This window comes from Candidatus Spongiisocius sp. (assembly GCF_965221825.1).
Taxonomy (GTDB): domain Bacteria; phylum Actinomycetota; class Acidimicrobiia; order Spongiisociales; family Spongiisociaceae; genus Spongiisocius.
Map to the genome: position 1 here is coordinate 2,125,002 of NZ_OZ244917.1, position 16,961 is coordinate 2,141,962.

Annotated in this window: 15 protein-coding genes; 5 read left to right on the top strand and 10 right to left on the bottom strand. The window is 67.7% G+C overall.

Annotated features, from left to right (window positions below; all coding sequences use genetic code 11):
* Window positions 1-4 precede the first annotated feature (4 nt).
* A complete protein-coding gene (locus tag ACOQPD_RS09930; RefSeq protein WP_420611800.1) occupies window positions 5-1,708 on the top strand; it encodes a thiamine pyrophosphate-binding protein in 1,704 nt (567 codons plus the stop codon).
* An 86-nt stretch (window positions 1,709-1,794) separates the two neighbouring features.
* Here the strand turns inward: ACOQPD_RS09930 and ACOQPD_RS09935 are convergent, their stop codons facing one another.
* The 3 genes from ACOQPD_RS09935 to ACOQPD_RS09945 form a co-directional block, all read right to left on the bottom strand.
* Complete coding sequence (locus ACOQPD_RS09935; protein WP_420611801.1) at window positions 1,795-2,124, bottom strand: HigA family addiction module antitoxin; 330 nt, start codon at window positions 2,122-2,124, stop codon at window positions 1,795-1,797.
* An 11-nt stretch (window positions 2,125-2,135) separates the two neighbouring features.
* Window positions 2,136-2,417 carry a type II toxin-antitoxin system RelE/ParE family toxin gene (locus ACOQPD_RS09940; protein WP_420611802.1) on the bottom strand — a complete coding sequence of 94 codons (282 nt, stop codon included), beginning with the start codon at window positions 2,415-2,417 and terminating at the stop codon, window positions 2,136-2,138.
* A gap of 69 nt (window positions 2,418-2,486) precedes the next feature.
* Entirely contained in the window at window positions 2,487-4,232 is a 1,746-nt protein-coding gene (locus ACOQPD_RS09945) for a uracil-xanthine permease family protein (RefSeq protein ID WP_420611803.1), read from the bottom strand.
* Between the two features lie 286 nt (window positions 4,233-4,518).
* On the opposite strand from ACOQPD_RS09945, the gene ACOQPD_RS09950 reads away from it, so the two are divergent.
* Window positions 4,519-5,736 (top strand): serpin family protein, encoded by a 1,218-nt coding sequence (locus ACOQPD_RS09950; RefSeq protein WP_420611804.1) that lies wholly within the window; start codon window positions 4,519-4,521, stop codon window positions 5,734-5,736.
* 372 nt (window positions 5,737-6,108) lie between these two features.
* Here the strand turns inward: ACOQPD_RS09950 and sauS are convergent, their stop codons facing one another.
* Both sauS and ACOQPD_RS09960 read right to left on the bottom strand, forming a co-directional pair.
* Window positions 6,109-7,536: an acylating sulfoacetaldehyde dehydrogenase gene (sauS, locus tag ACOQPD_RS09955; protein WP_420611805.1), complete on the bottom strand. Its 1,428-nt coding sequence runs from the start codon at window positions 7,534-7,536 to the stop codon at window positions 6,109-6,111.
* A 10-nt stretch (window positions 7,537-7,546) separates the two neighbouring features.
* Window positions 7,547-8,344 (bottom strand): PP2C family protein-serine/threonine phosphatase, encoded by a 798-nt coding sequence (locus tag ACOQPD_RS09960; RefSeq protein ID WP_420611806.1) that lies wholly within the window; start codon window positions 8,342-8,344, stop codon window positions 7,547-7,549.
* A gap of 84 nt (window positions 8,345-8,428) precedes the next feature.
* On the opposite strand from ACOQPD_RS09960, the gene ACOQPD_RS09965 reads away from it, so the two are divergent.
* Genes ACOQPD_RS09965 through ACOQPD_RS09975 form a run of 3 tightly spaced genes read left to right on the top strand, consistent with a single transcriptional unit; the run spans window position 8,429 to window position 11,050 of the window.
* On the top strand, window positions 8,429-9,565 hold the full coding sequence (locus tag ACOQPD_RS09965) for an ATP-grasp domain-containing protein (protein WP_420611807.1): 1,137 nt from the start codon (window positions 8,429-8,431) through the stop codon (window positions 9,563-9,565).
* The gene (locus ACOQPD_RS09970) at window positions 9,562-10,479 is read left to right on the top strand and encodes a succinate--CoA ligase subunit alpha (protein WP_420611808.1); all 918 of its coding nucleotides are present in this window, start codon (window positions 9,562-9,564) and stop codon (window positions 10,477-10,479) included. Before ACOQPD_RS09965 ends, ACOQPD_RS09970 begins: the two co-directional genes overlap by 4 nt.
* On the top strand, window positions 10,466-11,050 hold the full coding sequence (locus ACOQPD_RS09975; protein WP_420611809.1) for a VanZ family protein: 585 nt from the start codon (window positions 10,466-10,468) through the stop codon (window positions 11,048-11,050). The genes ACOQPD_RS09970 and ACOQPD_RS09975 overlap by 14 nt, the downstream gene beginning before the upstream one ends.
* Window positions 11,051-11,070: 20 nt before the next feature.
* Here the strand turns inward: ACOQPD_RS09975 and ACOQPD_RS09980 are convergent, their stop codons facing one another.
* The 5 genes from ACOQPD_RS09980 to ACOQPD_RS10000 all read right to left on the bottom strand — a co-directional run bounded on the left by ACOQPD_RS09980 (window position 11,071) and on the right by ACOQPD_RS10000 (window position 16,961).
* Complete coding sequence (locus tag ACOQPD_RS09980; RefSeq protein ID WP_420611810.1) at window positions 11,071-11,904, bottom strand: TIGR03619 family F420-dependent LLM class oxidoreductase; 834 nt, start codon at window positions 11,902-11,904, stop codon at window positions 11,071-11,073.
* 7 nt (window positions 11,905-11,911) lie between these two features.
* Entirely contained in the window at window positions 11,912-13,555 is a 1,644-nt protein-coding gene (locus tag ACOQPD_RS09985; protein ID WP_420611811.1) for an arylsulfatase, read from the bottom strand.
* A 60-nt stretch (window positions 13,556-13,615) separates the two neighbouring features.
* Complete coding sequence (locus ACOQPD_RS09990) at window positions 13,616-14,467, bottom strand: NAD-dependent epimerase/dehydratase family protein (protein ID WP_420614382.1); 852 nt, start codon at window positions 14,465-14,467, stop codon at window positions 13,616-13,618.
* 20 nt (window positions 14,468-14,487) lie between these two features.
* Window positions 14,488-15,309: a phosphoenolpyruvate hydrolase family protein gene (locus ACOQPD_RS09995; RefSeq protein WP_420611812.1), complete on the bottom strand. Its 822-nt coding sequence runs from the start codon at window positions 15,307-15,309 to the stop codon at window positions 14,488-14,490.
* 128 nt (window positions 15,310-15,437) lie between these two features.
* Complete coding sequence (locus ACOQPD_RS10000; RefSeq protein WP_420611813.1) at window positions 15,438-16,961, bottom strand: extracellular solute-binding protein; 1,524 nt, start codon at window positions 16,959-16,961, stop codon at window positions 15,438-15,440.

A 16,961-nucleotide genomic window follows, 5' to 3' on the forward strand; every position in this document is an offset into this window, starting at 1 on the left:
GCTCGTGAGGCGGTTCGAGGCACTGACCGTTAACGTGCTCGGGGTGATGACCGGTGCTCGTGCTCTGGCGGAGATGCTCTACGGGTACGGGGTGACGCATGTCTTCATGGTCCCAGCCGTCCTCCGGAGAACGCTTGCGGAACTCGAGCGGTTCGGGGTGCGGCGCATCCACACCCACGGCGAAAAGTCGGCCGCCTACATGGCCGACGGGTACGCCAGGATGGCGGGCCGGCCCGGGGTGTGCATGGCCCAGGCGGTGGGAGCGCTGAATCTGGCCGCCGGCCTCCGCGACGCCCATCTGGCCAACTCTCCCGTCATCGCTTTCACCGGGGGCCGCACCCCGGACGCAGCCGGGAAGGGCGTGTACCAGGAGGTGGACGATCTGCCCGCCTTCGTCAACGTCACCAAGTTCAGCGCCGTGGTCGACGATGTGGAGCGGGTTTCCGATCTGGTTCGCCGGACCTTCCGAACCGCTGTGTCCGGCCGACCCGGGCCGGTGCACCTCCAGTTCCTCGGCAACGAGGGCCAGATCGATCTCGATGAGGGAGATCTCGATCCCTCCGTCGACACTCGATTCGCCACGGTGCCGCCGGAGCGTCCCCTCCCCGACCCGCATGACGTGGCAGCCGCTCTGGATCTGCTCGACCGCGCCGAGCGGCCGGTGCTGGTGGCGGGCGGGGGTGTGCGAGCCTCTGGGGCCTCGGGCGAACTGGTGGCGGTTGCGGAACGGCTCTCCATCCCGGTGGCGACCTCCCTCAACGGGAAGGACACGATTCCCGGCAAGCACCCGCTGTGCGTAGGCGTCGTGGGCACCTACTCGCGGAGCGCCGCCAACCGGCTCGTCAACCAGGCGGACCTGGTGTGCTTCGTGGGGTCGAGTACCGGGAGCATGACCACCCACTTCTGGCGGGTTCCGCCCCCGACAACCCCCGCAATCCAGATCGACATCGACCCGGAAATGCTGGGTCGTAACTACCCGCTACGGGTTGCGATCCCGGCCGACGCCCATGCGACCCTCACCGCCCTCCTGGAACAGGCCGGCCCGCGGAGCCCCGGCCGCGACGTGTGGCTGGATTCAGCACGCCGCGAGGTCGCTGTCTGGCGAGAGCAGCACCTGGGGCATCTGGAGTCGGACGGGATGCCCATCCGCCCGGAGCGGATCTGCGCCGACTTGACCGCTCTCGTGCCCGACAACGCGTGCGTAGTGGTCGACACCGGCCACGCCGGGATGTGGATGGGCGGCATGTTCGACACCCGGACACCCGACCAGCGCTACCTCCGCAGCGCCGGACATCTCGGCTGGGCGTTCCCCGCCGCGCTGGGCGCCAAGTGCGCCGACCCGGACCGGCCCGTGGTCTGCTTCACCGGCGACGCCGGGTTCTGGTACCACATGGCCGAGGTCGAGACCGCCGTCCGCTGGGGCATCAACACCGTGACGGTGGTCAACAACAACTCCTCGGGCAACCAGTCCGCCCGCGGGTTCGACCGGGCCTACGGCGGGAAGCAGACCCCGGAGGGCCGTCGCCTGTGGACCTTCGCGGACGTGGACTTCGCCCGACTCGCCGAGGGGATGGGAGCGATGGGCATCCGGGTGGAGAAGCCCTCTGAGATCGGCCCCGCCCTGGAATGCGGTCTGGCGGCCGGCCGCCCGGCCGTCATCGATGTCGTGACCGATGTGGATGCGATAGCCCCCCTCGCCGTCGTCTGACGCCACCGCGAGGCACCGCCCGGCCACCGGCAACCGCTCCCAGCCGTCTAGCCACGTCCGGTACTGCCTCTAGCAGGCGGTTCGCATTACGAAGCGACGCTGGACGGCCCCTCCGGAGCAGGCATGTGAACGGCGATCATGTCGAGGCGTGCCGCAAGGCGGTCTTGGGTTACCTCGAGATCGTACTGACTCTGCAATCCCATCCAGAAGGCGGGGGAATTACCGAAGAAGCGCGCCAGCAGCAGAGCTGTCTCTGCGGTGATGGACCGCTCGCAATGGACGATGGAGTGAATCCGCCTCGCGTCCACCCCTATGGACTTCGCCAGCCGGTACTGGGTGATGTTCATGGGCACGAGGAACTCCTCGTTGAGCACTTCTCCCGGATGGATAGGGGGTAGCTTCGTTTCGGTAGTCATCGGCCCTCCACTCAGTGGTAGTCCACTATCTCGACCCGGTAGGCGTTGCCTTCTGCCCAGACGAAACAGATCCGCCACTGGTCGTTGATGCGGATGCTGTACTGCCCGTCCCGATCTCCCGACAAGGCCTCGAGCCGGTTCCCCGGCGGTACCCGTAGGTCGGCGACGCTCGTGGCGTTGTTGAGGATCATCAGTTTCCTCTGCACTCGCCGCTGGATGTCCTCAGGCACCCTGCGAACGCGGCGCCGTTCGGCAACCGCTTGTGTGTCCCTGTCCCGGTAGTTCCGAATCACCGAACACTATAATAGCACTTGGCGCTATTAGCGTCTGGTACTACTGTCATGCACGCGGCGCGTCCACCGTCACCGTGACGACATCCACGCCGTGGTACTTCTGGTGGCGTACCGACGAGGAGTAGTGCTCCAGCAGGCGGAACGAGATCTCCCGGGAATCCGCAATCTCGTGTGTGCTTCGCCCAGGTAGGACAGGCGGTCCTCAAGGTTCTCCCTATCCGACGCGCACACGAACTCCAGCTCCGCTCCCTCCGCACGAGACCGGGCGGTCACGACCAGGCGACGCTCATCCTCGGCCCGGACCGGCTCCGATTCCAGGCTGGCCAGGGTCTCCTCACCGACCAGAACCAGCCTCTCCGCCGAGTCGGAGTCCCACCCGGCCCTGGAACCGAACCCGCGCAGGAAGTCTGCGAGCTTCGGCAGCGTTTCGGAATCGAGTCCGACCTCCAATCGCATGCGCCGGGGGCCGGTCAACTCCAGGAAGGACGTCATGAGGATGGCGACGATCGCTCCCGAGGTCATGCCGTTCCCGAGCAGCACTCCCAGGAACCCGTCTCCCAGCAGATCCGGGTAGATGGCCTGGTTCTGGAAGCCCACGCCGATCCAGAACGCCAGTCCCGCAATAACGGCCTTGCGATGGTCGATCCCATCCTGGAGGACGATCTTCACGCCCTGGATGAACAGCAGACCGAGGAGGACGGCGATGTACGAGGCCGCCACCGGCCCTGGGATGCCGATGAGGAGGGCCGCCCCCTTGGGCAGGAAGGCCACCACCATGAAGATGATGCCGATCACAGCACCCACGCGCCGCGCCCCGATACCCGTGACCTCGGCCAGCGAGATACTGGACGAATAGGTCGTGTTGGGAAGGGTCCCCGCCAGGCCCGAGAGCAGGTTGCCCGTGCCGTCGGCGTTCAGTGCTCCCTGCACCACTCGGAAGTCGGTCGCGTGGCGGCGGCGCCGGGAAACCCTCTGGATCGCCACGCCGTCACCCAGCGTTTCTATCGCCCCGACGAGGGTGACGACCACGAAGGCAGGCAGCAATGCCCAGAACTCGGGGCCGGGAGTCAGCTCCAGTCCCGGCCACGCGCCCGTGGGCAAGCCCAGCCAGGGCGCCTCCAGCACGGGTCCCACGTCATACAGCCCGAACGGGGCTGCCACTCCGCAACCCACCGCGATGCCGATGACCGGCGACCACAGCCGCAATGCCGACGGGGCCCGCAACACGAGGCCTGCGACCGTGGCGAGGGTCGCCAGGGCAGCCGCCGGCGCCGCGGCCGACGACATTCCCTCGGGAACATCCGTCAGCGAATCGAACACCACCGGCATCACCGTGGCTGCGATGAGCATGATCACGGTTCCCGAGACCACCGGAGTGAATATGCGACGCAGCAGCGAGAGCCGGGCTGCCATCAAGAACTGGAAGAGCGACGAGACCACTATGAGGCTGGCCATCGTGGACGGGCCGCCCTCGACCAGCGCTGCGACGCATACCGCGATGAAGGCCCCCGAGGTTCCCATGATGAGGACGTATCCGGCGCCTATGCGGCCCACCTTCACGGCCTGTAGCACGGTGGTCACACCGCTGACGATCAGCGCCGCGAACACGGCCCAGGAGATGTAGCTCTCCGGCTGCTCGGCCACCCTGGCCACGATGACGACCGTCAGGACGACCGGCGCGACGATTATCGTGGCGGCCTGCAGCCCGGCCCCGGCCGTTACGAGAGGAGGCGGAATCTCGTCCGGTTCGTAACGTACGTTCCGGTTCTCGCGCTCGCCAGCCTCCATCGACCCTCCCCGATCCTTGTTATCCACCAAATGTTGCCCATCCGGTCAAGTAATCCCGCGTTGCCCCTACGCGGACGGTCATGCTCATGATAGGCGAGAAGCTTGTCCGGCGATCTTGGTCAAGGATGATCTGATCAAGTTGATCCATCGGAAAGCCGGCCGTCGGCGACGAGTTCTACACGGCCGTGTGCGAGGACTCGAGCCACTCCACATCGCGTCGCGGGAGGCTACAGGGTGGTCGCGACTTGACCTCGGGAACCCGGAGCGCCCCCTGTAGCGTCCAATTGCCATGAGAAGGGCGACGGAGGTTGTTATGGCAAGAGTGCTGGGGTTTGTGGTCTTGCTGTGTGTTGTCGCATCAGCATGCGGTTCGCCGGACACGGCTGTGGTGGTTCCGGAGCCGGTAGCTGATCGGGCGCCGGTTGATCCTGGAGCCCCGGCCGGTGATTGGGTCGCCGGTGTCAACGCAGCCGGGTGGGACTTTCATCGGCATCTTGGGGGCAATGCGGTTTCCAGCCCGGTGAGTATCGGTATCGCTTTCAGCCTCAGCCGCGCCGGGGCGTCGGCCGACTCCGGGGCGGTGCTCGATGAGATCTTCGGATTCCCGGAGATCGATCTCCACGCTGCCGCCAACGCCGTCGATCTGGCACTGGCCGGAGCATCGGCGGAGACCACCACCGTGGAGGTCGCCACCCGGCTGTTCCCCGACGACGGATTCTCGGCCCTGCCCGATTTTCTCGACATAGCCTCTTCACAATACGGAGCGGCTATCCAGCCGATCGACACCACCGACGCACCCGCCGCGGCAGATACCATCAACCGATGGGTTTCGGAGCGCACCCGCGGTCTCATTCCCACAATCGTCACCGAAAGTGTCGTCCGAGACCAGCAGTTGATCCTCGCCAACACGGTGTACCTGAAGGCCGACTGGGTCGAGCCGTTCCTGCCGGAGTTGACCGCCGAAGGCCAATTCACCACCGACGGCAACCGGCCGGTGATGGTGCCGTTCATGCACGACAGGGAACCGGTCCATCGCCGCTTCGTTCGACTCGAGGACGCGGATGCCGTCGAACTTCCTTACAAAGGCGGCGAGCTGGCCATGTGGCTCATCGTCCCCCACGACCCCACCGGACTCCCAGCAGTCGAGGAATCGCTCGACGCCGGGACACTGGCCGCACTGCAGGAGGCCGCCAGAGTGGGCTATGTCGACCTCACCATTCCCAAGTGGGAACAGACCCTGCCCCCCACCGACCTGTTCGAATGGCTCTGCCCGCTGGGGTTCTGCGCCGGAGCGCCCTTCGACGGCATCGCCCCCGGCATCTTCATCACCGCTGCGCTCCACGGCGCCAAGGTCATCGTCGACGAGAAAGGCACCGAAGCGGCAGCAGCCACCGCCATGGCCTTCCAAGAGTCCGCACCACCCGACGCGGATCTCACCGTCGTCGCCGACCGCCCCTTCCTCTGGGCCATCGTCCACCACAACACCGGCGCTGTCCTATTCGTCGGCCGCCTGGTCGACCCCGCCGCCTAGCAAGACCGGCTATCCGGCTGAGCGCGGAGTCGAAGATACGCCAGATCTGAAAGGGTGGGCCGTTAATTCGACGTCGCCCTTCATCAGACCTGCCGGCTACCAACGCCTGGCCTGGTCTCAGGGGGGTGGGGTACAGCGGACAACCGAATAGGCACTACGACCTCCGCCTCGATGAACTCTCCGACGAGACCAAGAACGACTACCCCCGGCTGGATAGAGCGAGGGATTGCGCGCCCTCCGTCTCTGGAAGACACCTGTACCGGCTACCGGCGCGTGTTCTAATAGCGATCCTTCCCGCCAACGAGGCATCGCGGTCGCTGTCTGACCCGGACAGCCGGCGGTCCGTCCCGGAGGCTCAGAAGCCGGCGTTGCTCAATCTCCGTATTGCCGCCAGTGGTCGCCGAACAGGGCCTCCTCGGTGGGCAGGTCCTCCGGGATGGTCGTCGACAGGTGGGTCAGGTTGATGAAGTGGCGGTAGTTCAGGTTCTCGCTGATGCTGTTCCCGGCCCAGGTGCCGCAGCCCATCGTCAGGGTGAACGGAAGCCCGTTGGTGAAGCTGCCTCCGTTGCCGATGGCGTGGGCCTGGTTGACGAGCACCCGGACCACGTCCAACTCGGTGGCGAGAAGGCGGGCGTTCTCCATCGAGTCCGTGTAGATGCCGCAGGAGTGGCCGCGTCCCCTGACCTCGAGAACGGCCCGGACCGTCTCGATCGCCTCCCGGATTCCTCCGGCCCGGTAGACGGTGAGCACCAGCGAGAGCTTCTCGTCGGCGAAGGAACCGGGCCGCGCCGGTAGCTCGTCCTCGACCAGGAACAGCCGGGCCGCGCCGGCCTGCCCGCCCAGCCCGGCGCGGCGTGCCAGGACATCGGCGTCCTGCGCGATCATCTCCCGGTTCAGCCTCCCGTCCACCCACAGAGCGTCCCGGATCGCACGCTTCTCCTGCGCATCGACCACGTAAGCCCCGGCGTCGCGGAGGGCATCCAGCGCCCGGTCGTATACGTCATCGAGGATCACCAGCGAGTTCTCCGAGGAGCACGAGGTGGCGTTGTCGAAGGTCTTGGAGGCCAGGATGCCCGCGGCGGCCTGCCCGAGGTCGGCCGTACTGTCGATGACCACGGGAACATTGCCGGCGCCCACCCCGATCGCCGGCTTTCCGCTCCGGTAGGCGCCGCGCACGTTGTTCTGCGACCCGGTGACCACCGACAGATCGCAGGCCTCCATCAATGCGGTGGTAGAGCGGCGGGTGACCGGTTCCGGCAGGATCTGGACCAGATCGGGCGGTGCGTCCACGCCCTCCAGCGCCACCCGCATGAGCTCCACCGCCCGGGACGTGGTCGCGTAGGCGAGCGGCGAGGGCGCGATGATGACCGCGTTGCGGCCCTTGACGGCCATCATCGCCTTGTTGACGGGGGTGGCGGCGGGGTTGGTGGAGGGCGTGACCGCGGCCACGACCCCGACCGGCTTAGCGTAGATCATCAGGCCCCGGGCGGGATCCTCCTCGATCAGCCCCACCGTCCTGGCGCGGCTCAGGTCCCTAAGGGTGCCGAAGGTCTTGCGGCGGTTTTTGGTGACCTTGTCCGCAACGTTCCCGAGGCCGGTGGTCCGGACCGCCAGTTCCGCCAGCTCCCGGGCGTGCTCGGGCTTGTAGAGCGACCAGGCCAGGGCGGTCACCAACTCGTCCGCCCGGTCCTGGTCTGAGTCGACAAGCTTCTCCATCGCCGACCGCGCCCTGTCCACCACCGCGGCCACGATCGCGCCCGCCCGCTCCTCGGCGCCAAGGGTCTCCGTTCGATCGGTCATGCGCCCGGCTTCACCGGTCGGGCGGCCGACGCCGGTACGCGACCGCGATGGTGGCGTTGTCGTTGAGGCCGAGGCCGAGGGCCTTGGTGAGGACACTCTCGGCGACTCCGGAGGCTTCGTCGGCGCCAGGATCACAGGCCGATCCGATTCCGGCCGGTGAGTCGTCCCAGAGCCACTCCGCGCCGCCGTAGTCGATGGCAAGCGGCTCCCAGGCGCCGTCGCTGGCGATTATCACAACATCGGGCAACTCGGAGTCCTCGAGCCCGTCGACCATCTCCACCTCGACCAGTCCGGCGCCGTGGCCTTCGTCCTCGGGTGGCCAGCCCAGGCAAACCTCGATGCCCCCGAACGGACCTCGATGGGGACGACCGCAGCAGGATCCCGTGTAGCCGTCCTGTCCGCGCCGCACCACGAACGGCATCGTGTCGCCCATCCACCCGATCAACAGACCACCCTCGGGCGTCCATGCCGCCACGCACAGCGTGCTCATCGGGATCCTGGCGGGCACGACCCATGGGTTCTCCTCCCGCAACACCCGGGATAGCCCGAGCACCCGCTCGTTGGCCTCGGCAAACGCCGTCGCCATGTCCGCCCCGCTGCCGATCCGCTCCGGTAGGCCGTCGACGGCCGCCTGTGCCGCCTCGTCTCCGCGGGCATGACCCCCGAGCCCGTCTGCCACCGCGATCACCCATGAGCCATCATCGGACACCGCCGTGAACATGCGGTCCTCGTTCGCCTTCCGCGGGCCCGTGTCGGTCAGAGCGGCGACCGTCACCGCGCCCGGCTCGGTGGAATCTCGGTGCGCCATGTTTGACATCATGCCAGATCGTCCGGCCAACGGTTGCCGGGCCATCGGGGTTGGGACGCCGTAGCAGCATAGGATCCACCCAGCATGAACATCCCCGAGTACGCAGCCAAGGCCTTGCTGGAGGACGCCGGCATACCGGTTCCTGCGGGAATCGTCGCCGATTCGCCGGACGGCGCCGCCCGGGCCGCCGCCCGCCTCGGGCCTGTGATGGTCAAGGCGCAGGTACCGGTGGGGGGTCGGGGTAAGTCGGGGGCCGTCAAGCCCGCCCGGAACCCGACCGAGGTGCATGCCATTGCCGGGGAGCTCCTGGGGAAACGCTTCGGTCGCCACCGGGTCGGTGAAGTCCTGGTCGAGGAGCGGGTAACGGTTGCCGGGGAACTCTACGCCGCGGTCCTCAACCATCCCGCAGGACCGGCGCGGCGGGTGGTGCTCTCCGGGCGGGGCGGGGTGGACATCGAGGAAACAGCACGTACCGATCCCCGCTCGATCCGGACGCTCGACATCGACCCGAGAACAGAGTTGGGCCCTGAGGCGGCGCGGCAGTTCGTGGCGGGGACGGGAGTGGGCACGGCCGCTCCCGCCGTTGCCGATGCCCTCGTCCGGATGGACCGCTTGCATAGGGACTCCGACGCCGAACTCCTGGAGATCAATCCGCTCACCGTCACGGAGGCAGGCGACGTGCTGGCGCTGGACTGCAAGCTCGTGGTGGATGGCGCGGCCGCCGCCCGCCGGCCATCGCTCGCCGCAACTGCCGCGCCGGAGCCGCTGACCGAGCTGGAGCGGGCCGCCCGCGATCTCGGCCTCCAGTTCGTCGAGCTCGGCGGGGAGGTGGGCGTGCTCGCCAACGGCGCCGGTCTCACGATGACCACCATGGACGTGATCGTCCATCTGGGGGGCCGGCCCGCCAACTTCCTGGAGATAGGCGGCGACGCCTACACGAAGGCGCGCCCCGCGCTGGAAATCGTGCTCGCGCAGCGCGGACTGCGCTCACTGGTGGTCAACTTCTGCGGAGCCTTCGCCCGGACCGATGTGATGGTCGACGGGCTGACCGGCGCGTGGACCGAGCTGCAGCCGGATGTTCCCGCCTTCTTCACCATCGACGGTACCGGTGCCGCGGCGGCCAGGAGGATGCTCAGGGAGCGGCTGGGTCTCGAACCGTACCCGACCATGGACGGGGCGATCGCCGCCGCCCTTCGCGCCGGCGGGCGGGAAACGGCATGATCGTCCGGGGCCACGAGCGGGTGCTCGTTCAGGGCATCACCGGCCGCCAGGCCACCTACTGGACCGCCCGGATGCAGGAGTACGGCACCCGGATCATCGGCGGCGTCAGTCCTCGCAAGGCGGGCATCACCCACTGCGGCGTCCCCGTGTTCGGGAGCGTACGGGAAGCGGCGGAGGGCGCTCCGCCGGACGTCTCGGTTCTGTTCGTTCCCCCTCTGAGCGTCAAGCCGGCGGCGCTCGATGCCGTGGCCGCAGGCGTGCCCAAGCTGGTGATCCTCACCGAGCACGTCCCGGTCCGGGACGCGATGCACGTGATCGCGGCCGCCCGGGAGGCCGGAACGGAAGTGGTGGGCCCCAACACGGCCGGCCTCGTGACACCGGGCGAGAGCTCCGTCGGCTTCATGCCGGCCTTCGACCCTTCGATCTTCCGCCCGGGCCGCATCGGGGTGGTCTCGCGCAGCGGCAGTCTCGGCACCCTGGCCTGCCTGAACATCATCCGGGCCGGGCACGGTCAGTCCGCCTTCATCGGGATCGGCGGCGATCCGGTGCTCGGAACCCGCACCCGCGCCGCGCTGGAAGTCCTGGAGCAGGATCGGCGCACCGAAGCGGTGGTCCTGATCGGTGAGATCGGTGGCGACATGGAGGAGGATGCCGCCGCCTACCTGCTTCAGATGAGCAAGCCGGTCGTGGCCTTCATCGCCGGGCGCGCCGCTCCACCGGACCGGAGGATGGGACACGCCGGGGCGATTTTCCTGGGAGACCGGGGCTCCTACGCATCCAAACGGAGGGCACTGGAGGCCGCGGGCGCCCTGGCCCTTGACACCCCCTCGCAGATCGGTCCCGCTCTGACGGAACTGGCCGACGGCTCGGGGCGGCCGTCGCCTTCGATGGGGCGGAGCGATGGGATCCGGTAAGGAATCCGCCGGGTCACTTTTCACCTCCGACCGGGAGCGGCGGCTCTGGGCCTGGACCGCGGCGGTCGTGGTGGCGATCTACTCGACTCTCGGCCTGGCGCGAACCCTGGCCGGCATCCTGCGAGAGGAGGGCCTGCTGGTAGCCGCTTTCGGCCTCGGCATGCTCCTCGTCGGTGGAACCGTACTGGTCGTGGGGCTGAGGAGGCGGCCCGGCGGCCTGGAGATCGGCATCGCGCTGGGCGTCGCCACTGCGTATTACATGGTGCTCGTTCGCATGGCGCTCCCCGAGGAGCGCACCCATCTCATCGAGTACGGCGTGGTGGCCGTCCTTTTCCACGAGGCCCTGAAGGAACGGGCGAGCGGCAATCGCCGCGTTCCGGTGCCCGCCCTGATCGCCGTGGTCGCCGCGGCGGCCGTCGGCGCCATCGACGAAGTAATCCAGGCCTTCCTCCCCACCCGCGTGTTCGATCTGGAGGACATCCTGTTCAACTCCCTGGCAGCCGTGATGGCGGTGGCATCGAGCGTGGCCCTGTCCTGGGCGCGCAGATGGAGGCTGGGCCGGAGCCGCTAGCTAGCGACCATGGGCTCCGGCTAGGGGCCGATCCAGGACTCGGCGATCTGCTCCACATGGTGCAGCACTTCGGTCCGTGGGGCGCTGGGGAGGCAGACGACCACCCGATCGCACCCGGCCTCCGCCATCTCGTCGATCCGGTGAGCCTGCGTGTAGTCGAGGTAGACGCTGATCTCCAGGGGTCCCCGACCGTTGGCTGCCGCCGCGGCCTGGACCTCGGCGATCTCGGCGGCTGTCACCCGGTACATCCCCAGGGGAATCCACCCGTCAGCCAGCGATGCCAGGTCGGCCATCGTCCCGGGACCCAGCGCAGCTCCGATGTGAACCGGCGGATGGGGTTCCCGGACCGGTTTCGGCCCCTGGCGGCTGGGCGACAGCTGGATGTGGTCCCCGGCAAATGCAGTCGTCTCGCTGGTCCACAGCGCCCTGACCACCCGGAGCTTCTCCCTGGTGATCGCCCGCCGCCGGTCGAAGGGAATTCCGTGGCTCTCGTACTCCCGCCGGAGCCATCCGTAGCCGATTCCGAACAGGAGCCGGCCAGCCGAGAGGCGGTCGAGGGTGGCCGTGGCCTTGGCCGTCCAGATCGGGTCGCGGATGCCGAGGAGGGTTATCCCGGTGCCGAGCAGGATCCGGGAGGTGGTGGAGGCGACCGCGGCGAGGGAGGTGAACGCGTCATAGACGATCTCGTACTTCTCCGGTAGCCGGCGGTCGCCGAGTTCCTGCTGCTGGGCCAGCGGCATGTGGGAGTGCTCGGGCAGCCACAAGGACTCGAAGCCGTGGGCCTCGAGTTCGACGCCGAGTTCGGCGGGCTGGATCGAGTCCGCCGTGAAGAAGATGGAGGCGCCTACCCGCACAGTCGACTCACGCCCGCCGCAGCCTGGCTCGTCCCTGCTCGACGCCGCGGCGTTCCATAGCGAACAGTTGCTGCAGATCCGCACGCAGGTCGAAGTTCACACCCACCCGGACGGCCCAGTCGTTCCACTCCCCGGCCATCCGCCCGACCCGCTTGCCTTCCCGACCGGCGAGGTCGGTGCTCTCGGTGCGATCCTCATCGATCTGGTACAACTCCCAGCGCTCTTCCTCCCCGCTCACCAGCTTCCATGGGCCCTGCCTGATCGCTCGGTACCCCTCGTGCTCGAAGAACAGGGAACCCGGACGTTCCCATCCCGGATCGCGGAACGCGGGCGCCAGGCTGTGGCCCTCGGCGGGCGTGATGTCGTGACCGCGGTAGCGGGCCGGGTACGCGGCGCCGGCCACCTCGAGACATGTCGGCATGATGTCCACGAGGTGGGCCGGGGTACGGACCACGCCGGGCGCGGGGATACCGTCCGGCCAGTGCACGATGAGCGGGGTGGAGATGCCTCCCTCGTGCACCCACCCCTTGAAACGGCGGAACGGTGTGTTGGAGGCATTCGCCCAGCAGATGTCGTAGCTCTGGAATGTCTCCGGCCCGCCCGGGACGAGGTCCGGCGTGTTGCCGAAGTGCATCGGCCGCCCGTCAGGGGTCGTGTCTGCTATCCAGCCGGGCCGGAGAGGGCCATCCTCGGCCAGGAACTCCGCCGCCCCGCCGTTGTCGGACAGGAAGATGATGACGGTGTTGTCCAGCTGGTCCCGCTCTCGCAGGACCGCCAGCAACTTCGCCACACCTTGATCCATGCGGTCGATCTGGGCGGCGTAGATCGCCATCCGGTAGGCCTCCCACTCCGGATAGGTGGACTCCTCCCACGGGAAGGCCGTCGGATCGCGGGGACTGATCGGCCAGCGGGGGTCGACGAGGCCTTGCGCTTTGAGTTCCTCGTGGCGCGCGGTTCGGATCGTGTCCCACCCGCCCCGGTAGTGGTTCTCGTAGCGGGCGATGTCCTCCTCCATCGCATGGAGCGGCCAATGAGGAGCCGTGTACGACAGGTAGAGGAAAAACGGCACCTCATCATCCATGGCCTCGGTGGCCATGCGCACCCCGTGGTCGGTTATCTGATCCGTGTAGTACCAGTCGGGTTCGGTCTGGTCGAGTAGGTCCTCGTTGCGCATCAGGTAGGTGGGCTTGTAATACGAGCCGGCTCCTCCGATCGTCCCGAAGAAATCGTCGAACCCCCGCTCCCTCGGAAGGGGGAAGCCGGGCCGGTCGTCGGGCCACCGTTCCCGCTCGGCCATGTTCCGCTGGCGCGCCACATGCCACTTGCCCGACATCAGGGTGCGGTAGCCGGCGGACTGCAGCGCCTCGGCGATCGTGACGGAGGAGTCGTTCAGGAAACCCTGGTAGGCGGGGTTGGTGTCCGACATCGTGTAGGTCATGTGGCCGATGCCGGCCTGATGCGGATGCAAACCGGTCAGCAGTGCTGCCCGCGACGGGCAGCAGCGGGCCGAGTTGTACATCTGGGTGAAGCGCAACCCACCCAGAGCAAGCGAGTCGATCGCCGGTGTGGATACCTCCGATCCGTAGCAGCCGAGGTCGGAAAACCCGAGATCGTCCGCCAGGATCACGACGATATTGGGCCGCCTGCTCACGGAAGAGCCAGGATCCTGAGGGTATCGACGCCCTTCCACAGCCACTCCGCTGCCGGAGCGCTAGGTAACGGACGGCAGATGATCACGCCACGAGAACCGGGGACTGTAACCGATGAGTTCCTTCGCCGCCCGGATGGACACGAGCGTCTCGTAGCCGTTGAGCGGTCGCCGGAGCGGGACGCCCCCGAAGGCCAGGTCGGCCAACTCCGAGGACGGAATGTCCATGCACGTGTCGGCGGCGCTGATGTTGATGGCATGGGCGCCGCTAACGGGCGCTTCGATCGCCGCTGCGCACGCCGTCGCCACGTCCCGCACGTCGACGTAGACGAAGGCGTTGAAGCGGCGGGACAGCGGGTTCTCCTGCCACACCGGCACCACGTCCCATCCGCCTTCGTGGATCATCCAGGCGAGCCGCAAGCCGACCACCTCCAGACCTCGAACCTCCGAGAAATAGGGCCCGATCTGCTCGCCGACGTGCTTCGAAAGGGCGTACGTCCCTCGGGGCCGCGCGGCGAGGGACTCGTTGATGGGCAGGGACTCGGGAAGGTTGTCGGGTCCCCAGGGGCTTCCGGTCACGGCCTGTGTCGAAGCCCAGACGACCCGCTTGACGCCCGCGATTGCGGCCGCCTCGAACACGTTGAACGTGGTCCGCACGTTGATCTGGAAAGTGCTGGTGGGAGTCCGCACCCCCTGCGCCCAGACGCCCGCCAGGTGGATGACGGCATCCGCCCCTCTGAGGAGCTCGACCGTCTCTCCGAGGTCGCCGAGGTCCACGTAGAGGTGCGAACCGATGTCCGAACCCGCGTCGCCCCCGCGAGGGGCAACCAGATCAGCGGTGAGAACCTCGGCGCCGCCGGACCGCAGATGAGCGGCGATCACGGTTCCCGACCGGCCTGCTCCTCCCGTGACCACAACCCTCAACGCGTGCCTCCTTACGTCTGTTCGCTGCCGGTGGACAGATTCCTGAAGGCTCGTACGGTATTCCGGACGGCCCGCTCGACCGGTATCCGCTCGATGCTCGACGCGCCGACGAAGCCCACCGCCGTGGTGAGCGGCAGCGCCTTCCGAACGTCGTCGGGCGTGGCCAGCCTGCCTCCGTGGAGGAGCGGGATGACGTCCGGATTCTCCGCCACCGCGGCGTCGATCAGCGATTGGGCGTACGCGCAGACCGCCTCGACAGATCGATCGTCGGAGTATCCGACCCTTCCGCCGGTGGTGGGACCTGAATGCGTGACGATCACGTCCGCTCCCCCGGCCGCCATGGCGGCTGCATCCTCCGCACTGGCCACGTACGCCATGGTGAGCAGGCCGCGACCACGGGCCAGGCGGATCGCGTCAACCTCACGCCCGAAGCCGTAGCCGACCATCTCCGCCCTCCTGCGCTGGTCGGGCATGTTCGTGAGCGTCGGGAAGTTGATCACTCCGGAGAACCCGGCGGCCTCGAACCGGTCGAGCAAACGGCCTAGATCCCTGCGGGTGGGGTCGTTCGCTTCGATACCGCCGATGACCGGGGTGGTGGACACCACGTTGAGAATCTCGGATGACATCTCCAGGGTGCCCTGGTTCGAATCCCCGAACCGCCAGGTCGGCAGGCCCATCAGGCGGGACCGCCCCGTGCTGTAGACCACGATCAGATCGGCGCCGCCCTCCTCAGCGGACCTGGCGACTATTCCGGCGCTGCACCCGGCCGCCAGTACCGCCTGGCCGGTGGCGATGCGCCGGCGCAAGGCCTCCAGGATGGCTTGTCGTCTCAAATCGGTTCCTCCCCGCGGGGCCCGCTCCGGGCGAGCTTATCCCCGCCCGCAGATCCGGTTCCGTTCAGGCCGGTGCCGGTCGCCTTCCATCAGCAACCGGCACCGGGCATGTTGGACTCGGATCGGGCCTAGGAGTCGAAGAGGTTCGCGTAGTACTCGCCGAGCAGCGTGGCGCCGTCCTCCACGAGCTTCCGCTGCGCCTCCTCACGGCTCATGTTGCCGGTGAGCAGCTCCGCCTGTACGTCCTGCTGGAGAACCCGGAAGGAGAACGGGGGCGGCCCCAAGTTGCCCTCGTCCGTCATCGGCAGCTCCGACAGAGCGTAGGGCAGGATCTCCCAGGCAGCCGCCATCGGAGGCGACGTCTCCAGGAAGGCTGCGTACTCGGCCGAGTCCCCGACGCTCAACCTGCTGGGCAGGTTGCCCGAAGTAGCCGCCCAGTAGGCCTGGCTTTCCGGGCTCGACAGGAACTTGATGAACTCCCATGAGGCCAGGTTCTCGGCCTCGGTCGTGTTGAAGGCGATCGCGTTGGGACCGAACAGCACCGTTACAGGGTCGGCGCCCTCGTGCTCCTGGGGAACCGCCCCCACGCTCCAGTTGAAGGAACCGGCCACTCCCTCCTCGACGAAGGGAACCCACCGGCTGGAGGTCATGATGTAGGCCACCTGCTGGGAGGCGAAGTCGCTCAGGTTGGCTGTCGCTTCGTCGGCCCGGCCGACCGTCGGGAAGCCGTATCCCTCCTCGATGAGGGTGGCGAACAGGTCGAGAGCCTTCGTCCACGGCTCCTCACCGTATCTGGTGGCCCTGGCATCCACGTCGATCGTCGGGAAGCCGCCGTAGGTGAAGCCGGTGGCGTTCCACATGGAGGCGTCAACCTGTATGGAGTAACAGCTCTTGTTCAGATCGTTGAGGATCACCTCGCACTGGGCCAGGAACTCGTCCCACGTCTCGGCAGGACCGTCGAAACCCAAACCGTTCAGCATGTCCAGGTTGTAGAACATGACGGCAATGGCCACCGTCCACGGGAAGCTGAGCATCTGCCCACCCTCGGACAGGTAGGTGTTCCTGGCGATCTCCACCGGCAGGAAGTCGGCCACGTCGACGCCGATCACCGGATCGTTGACGTAGCCGGTCAGGTCGAGCAGCACTCCGGCCCTGCCCCAGTTGACCGCGGCGTCCTCGAAGGCGACGGTCACGTTGGGGAGGTCGTTGGCCTCTATGGCGCCGGCGATCTTCTGGGAGGTCGGGTAGTAGCCGCCCGTGAACTGGGCTTCGACATCGATCTGCGGGTACTTCGCCTCGAACCTGGCCACCAACTCGTTCATCGCCTCCTCCAGCGGCCCGCTGTACACGTGCCAGAACTGGATGGTGGCGGGCTCGAGCTGCGCGAGCGTGGTGGTGGTCTCCGCCATCGCCTCGGTGGTCGCAGGCGCCGCCTCGGTCGTCGCCGTCTCCTCCGCCATCGCCTCGGTGGTCGCAGGCGCGGCCTCGGTCGTCGCGGGTGCAGCAGTCGTCGTAGCCGCTGCAGTCGTCGCGGGCGCAGCCGCGGTGGTGGAGGCGGGCTCGTCGTCGCCGCAGGCTGCGGCAACCAGCGCCAAGACTATGAGCAGCGCCCCTACAGTCACGCTCTTTGGTCGGGAAGATCTTCTTCTCAT

Excerpts from the sequence above, each read along its gene's own strand:
- ACOQPD_RS09960 (WP_420611806.1), bottom strand. The coding sequence starts at position 8,344 with ATGGCGCACCGAGATTCCACCGAGCCGGGCGCGGTGACGGTCGCCGCT.
- ACOQPD_RS09935 (WP_420611801.1), bottom strand. The coding sequence starts at position 2,124 with ATGACTACCGAAACGAAGCTACCCCCTATCCATCCGGGAGAAGTGCTC.
- ACOQPD_RS09975 (WP_420611809.1), top strand. The coding sequence starts at position 10,466 with ATGGGATCCGGTAAGGAATCCGCCGGGTCACTTTTCACCTCCGACCGG.
- ACOQPD_RS09965 (WP_420611807.1), top strand. The coding sequence starts at position 8,429 with ATGAACATCCCCGAGTACGCAGCCAAGGCCTTGCTGGAGGACGCCGGC.
- ACOQPD_RS09970 (WP_420611808.1), top strand. The coding sequence starts at position 9,562 with ATGATCGTCCGGGGCCACGAGCGGGTGCTCGTTCAGGGCATCACCGGC.
- ACOQPD_RS09950 (WP_420611804.1), top strand. The coding sequence starts at position 4,519 with ATGGCAAGAGTGCTGGGGTTTGTGGTCTTGCTGTGTGTTGTCGCATCA.
- ACOQPD_RS10000 (WP_420611813.1), bottom strand. The coding sequence starts at position 16,961 with ATGAGAAGAAGATCTTCCCGACCAAAGAGCGTGACTGTAGGGGCGCTG.
- sauS (WP_420611805.1), bottom strand. The coding sequence starts at position 7,536 with ATGACCGATCGAACGGAGACCCTTGGCGCCGAGGAGCGGGCGGGCGCG.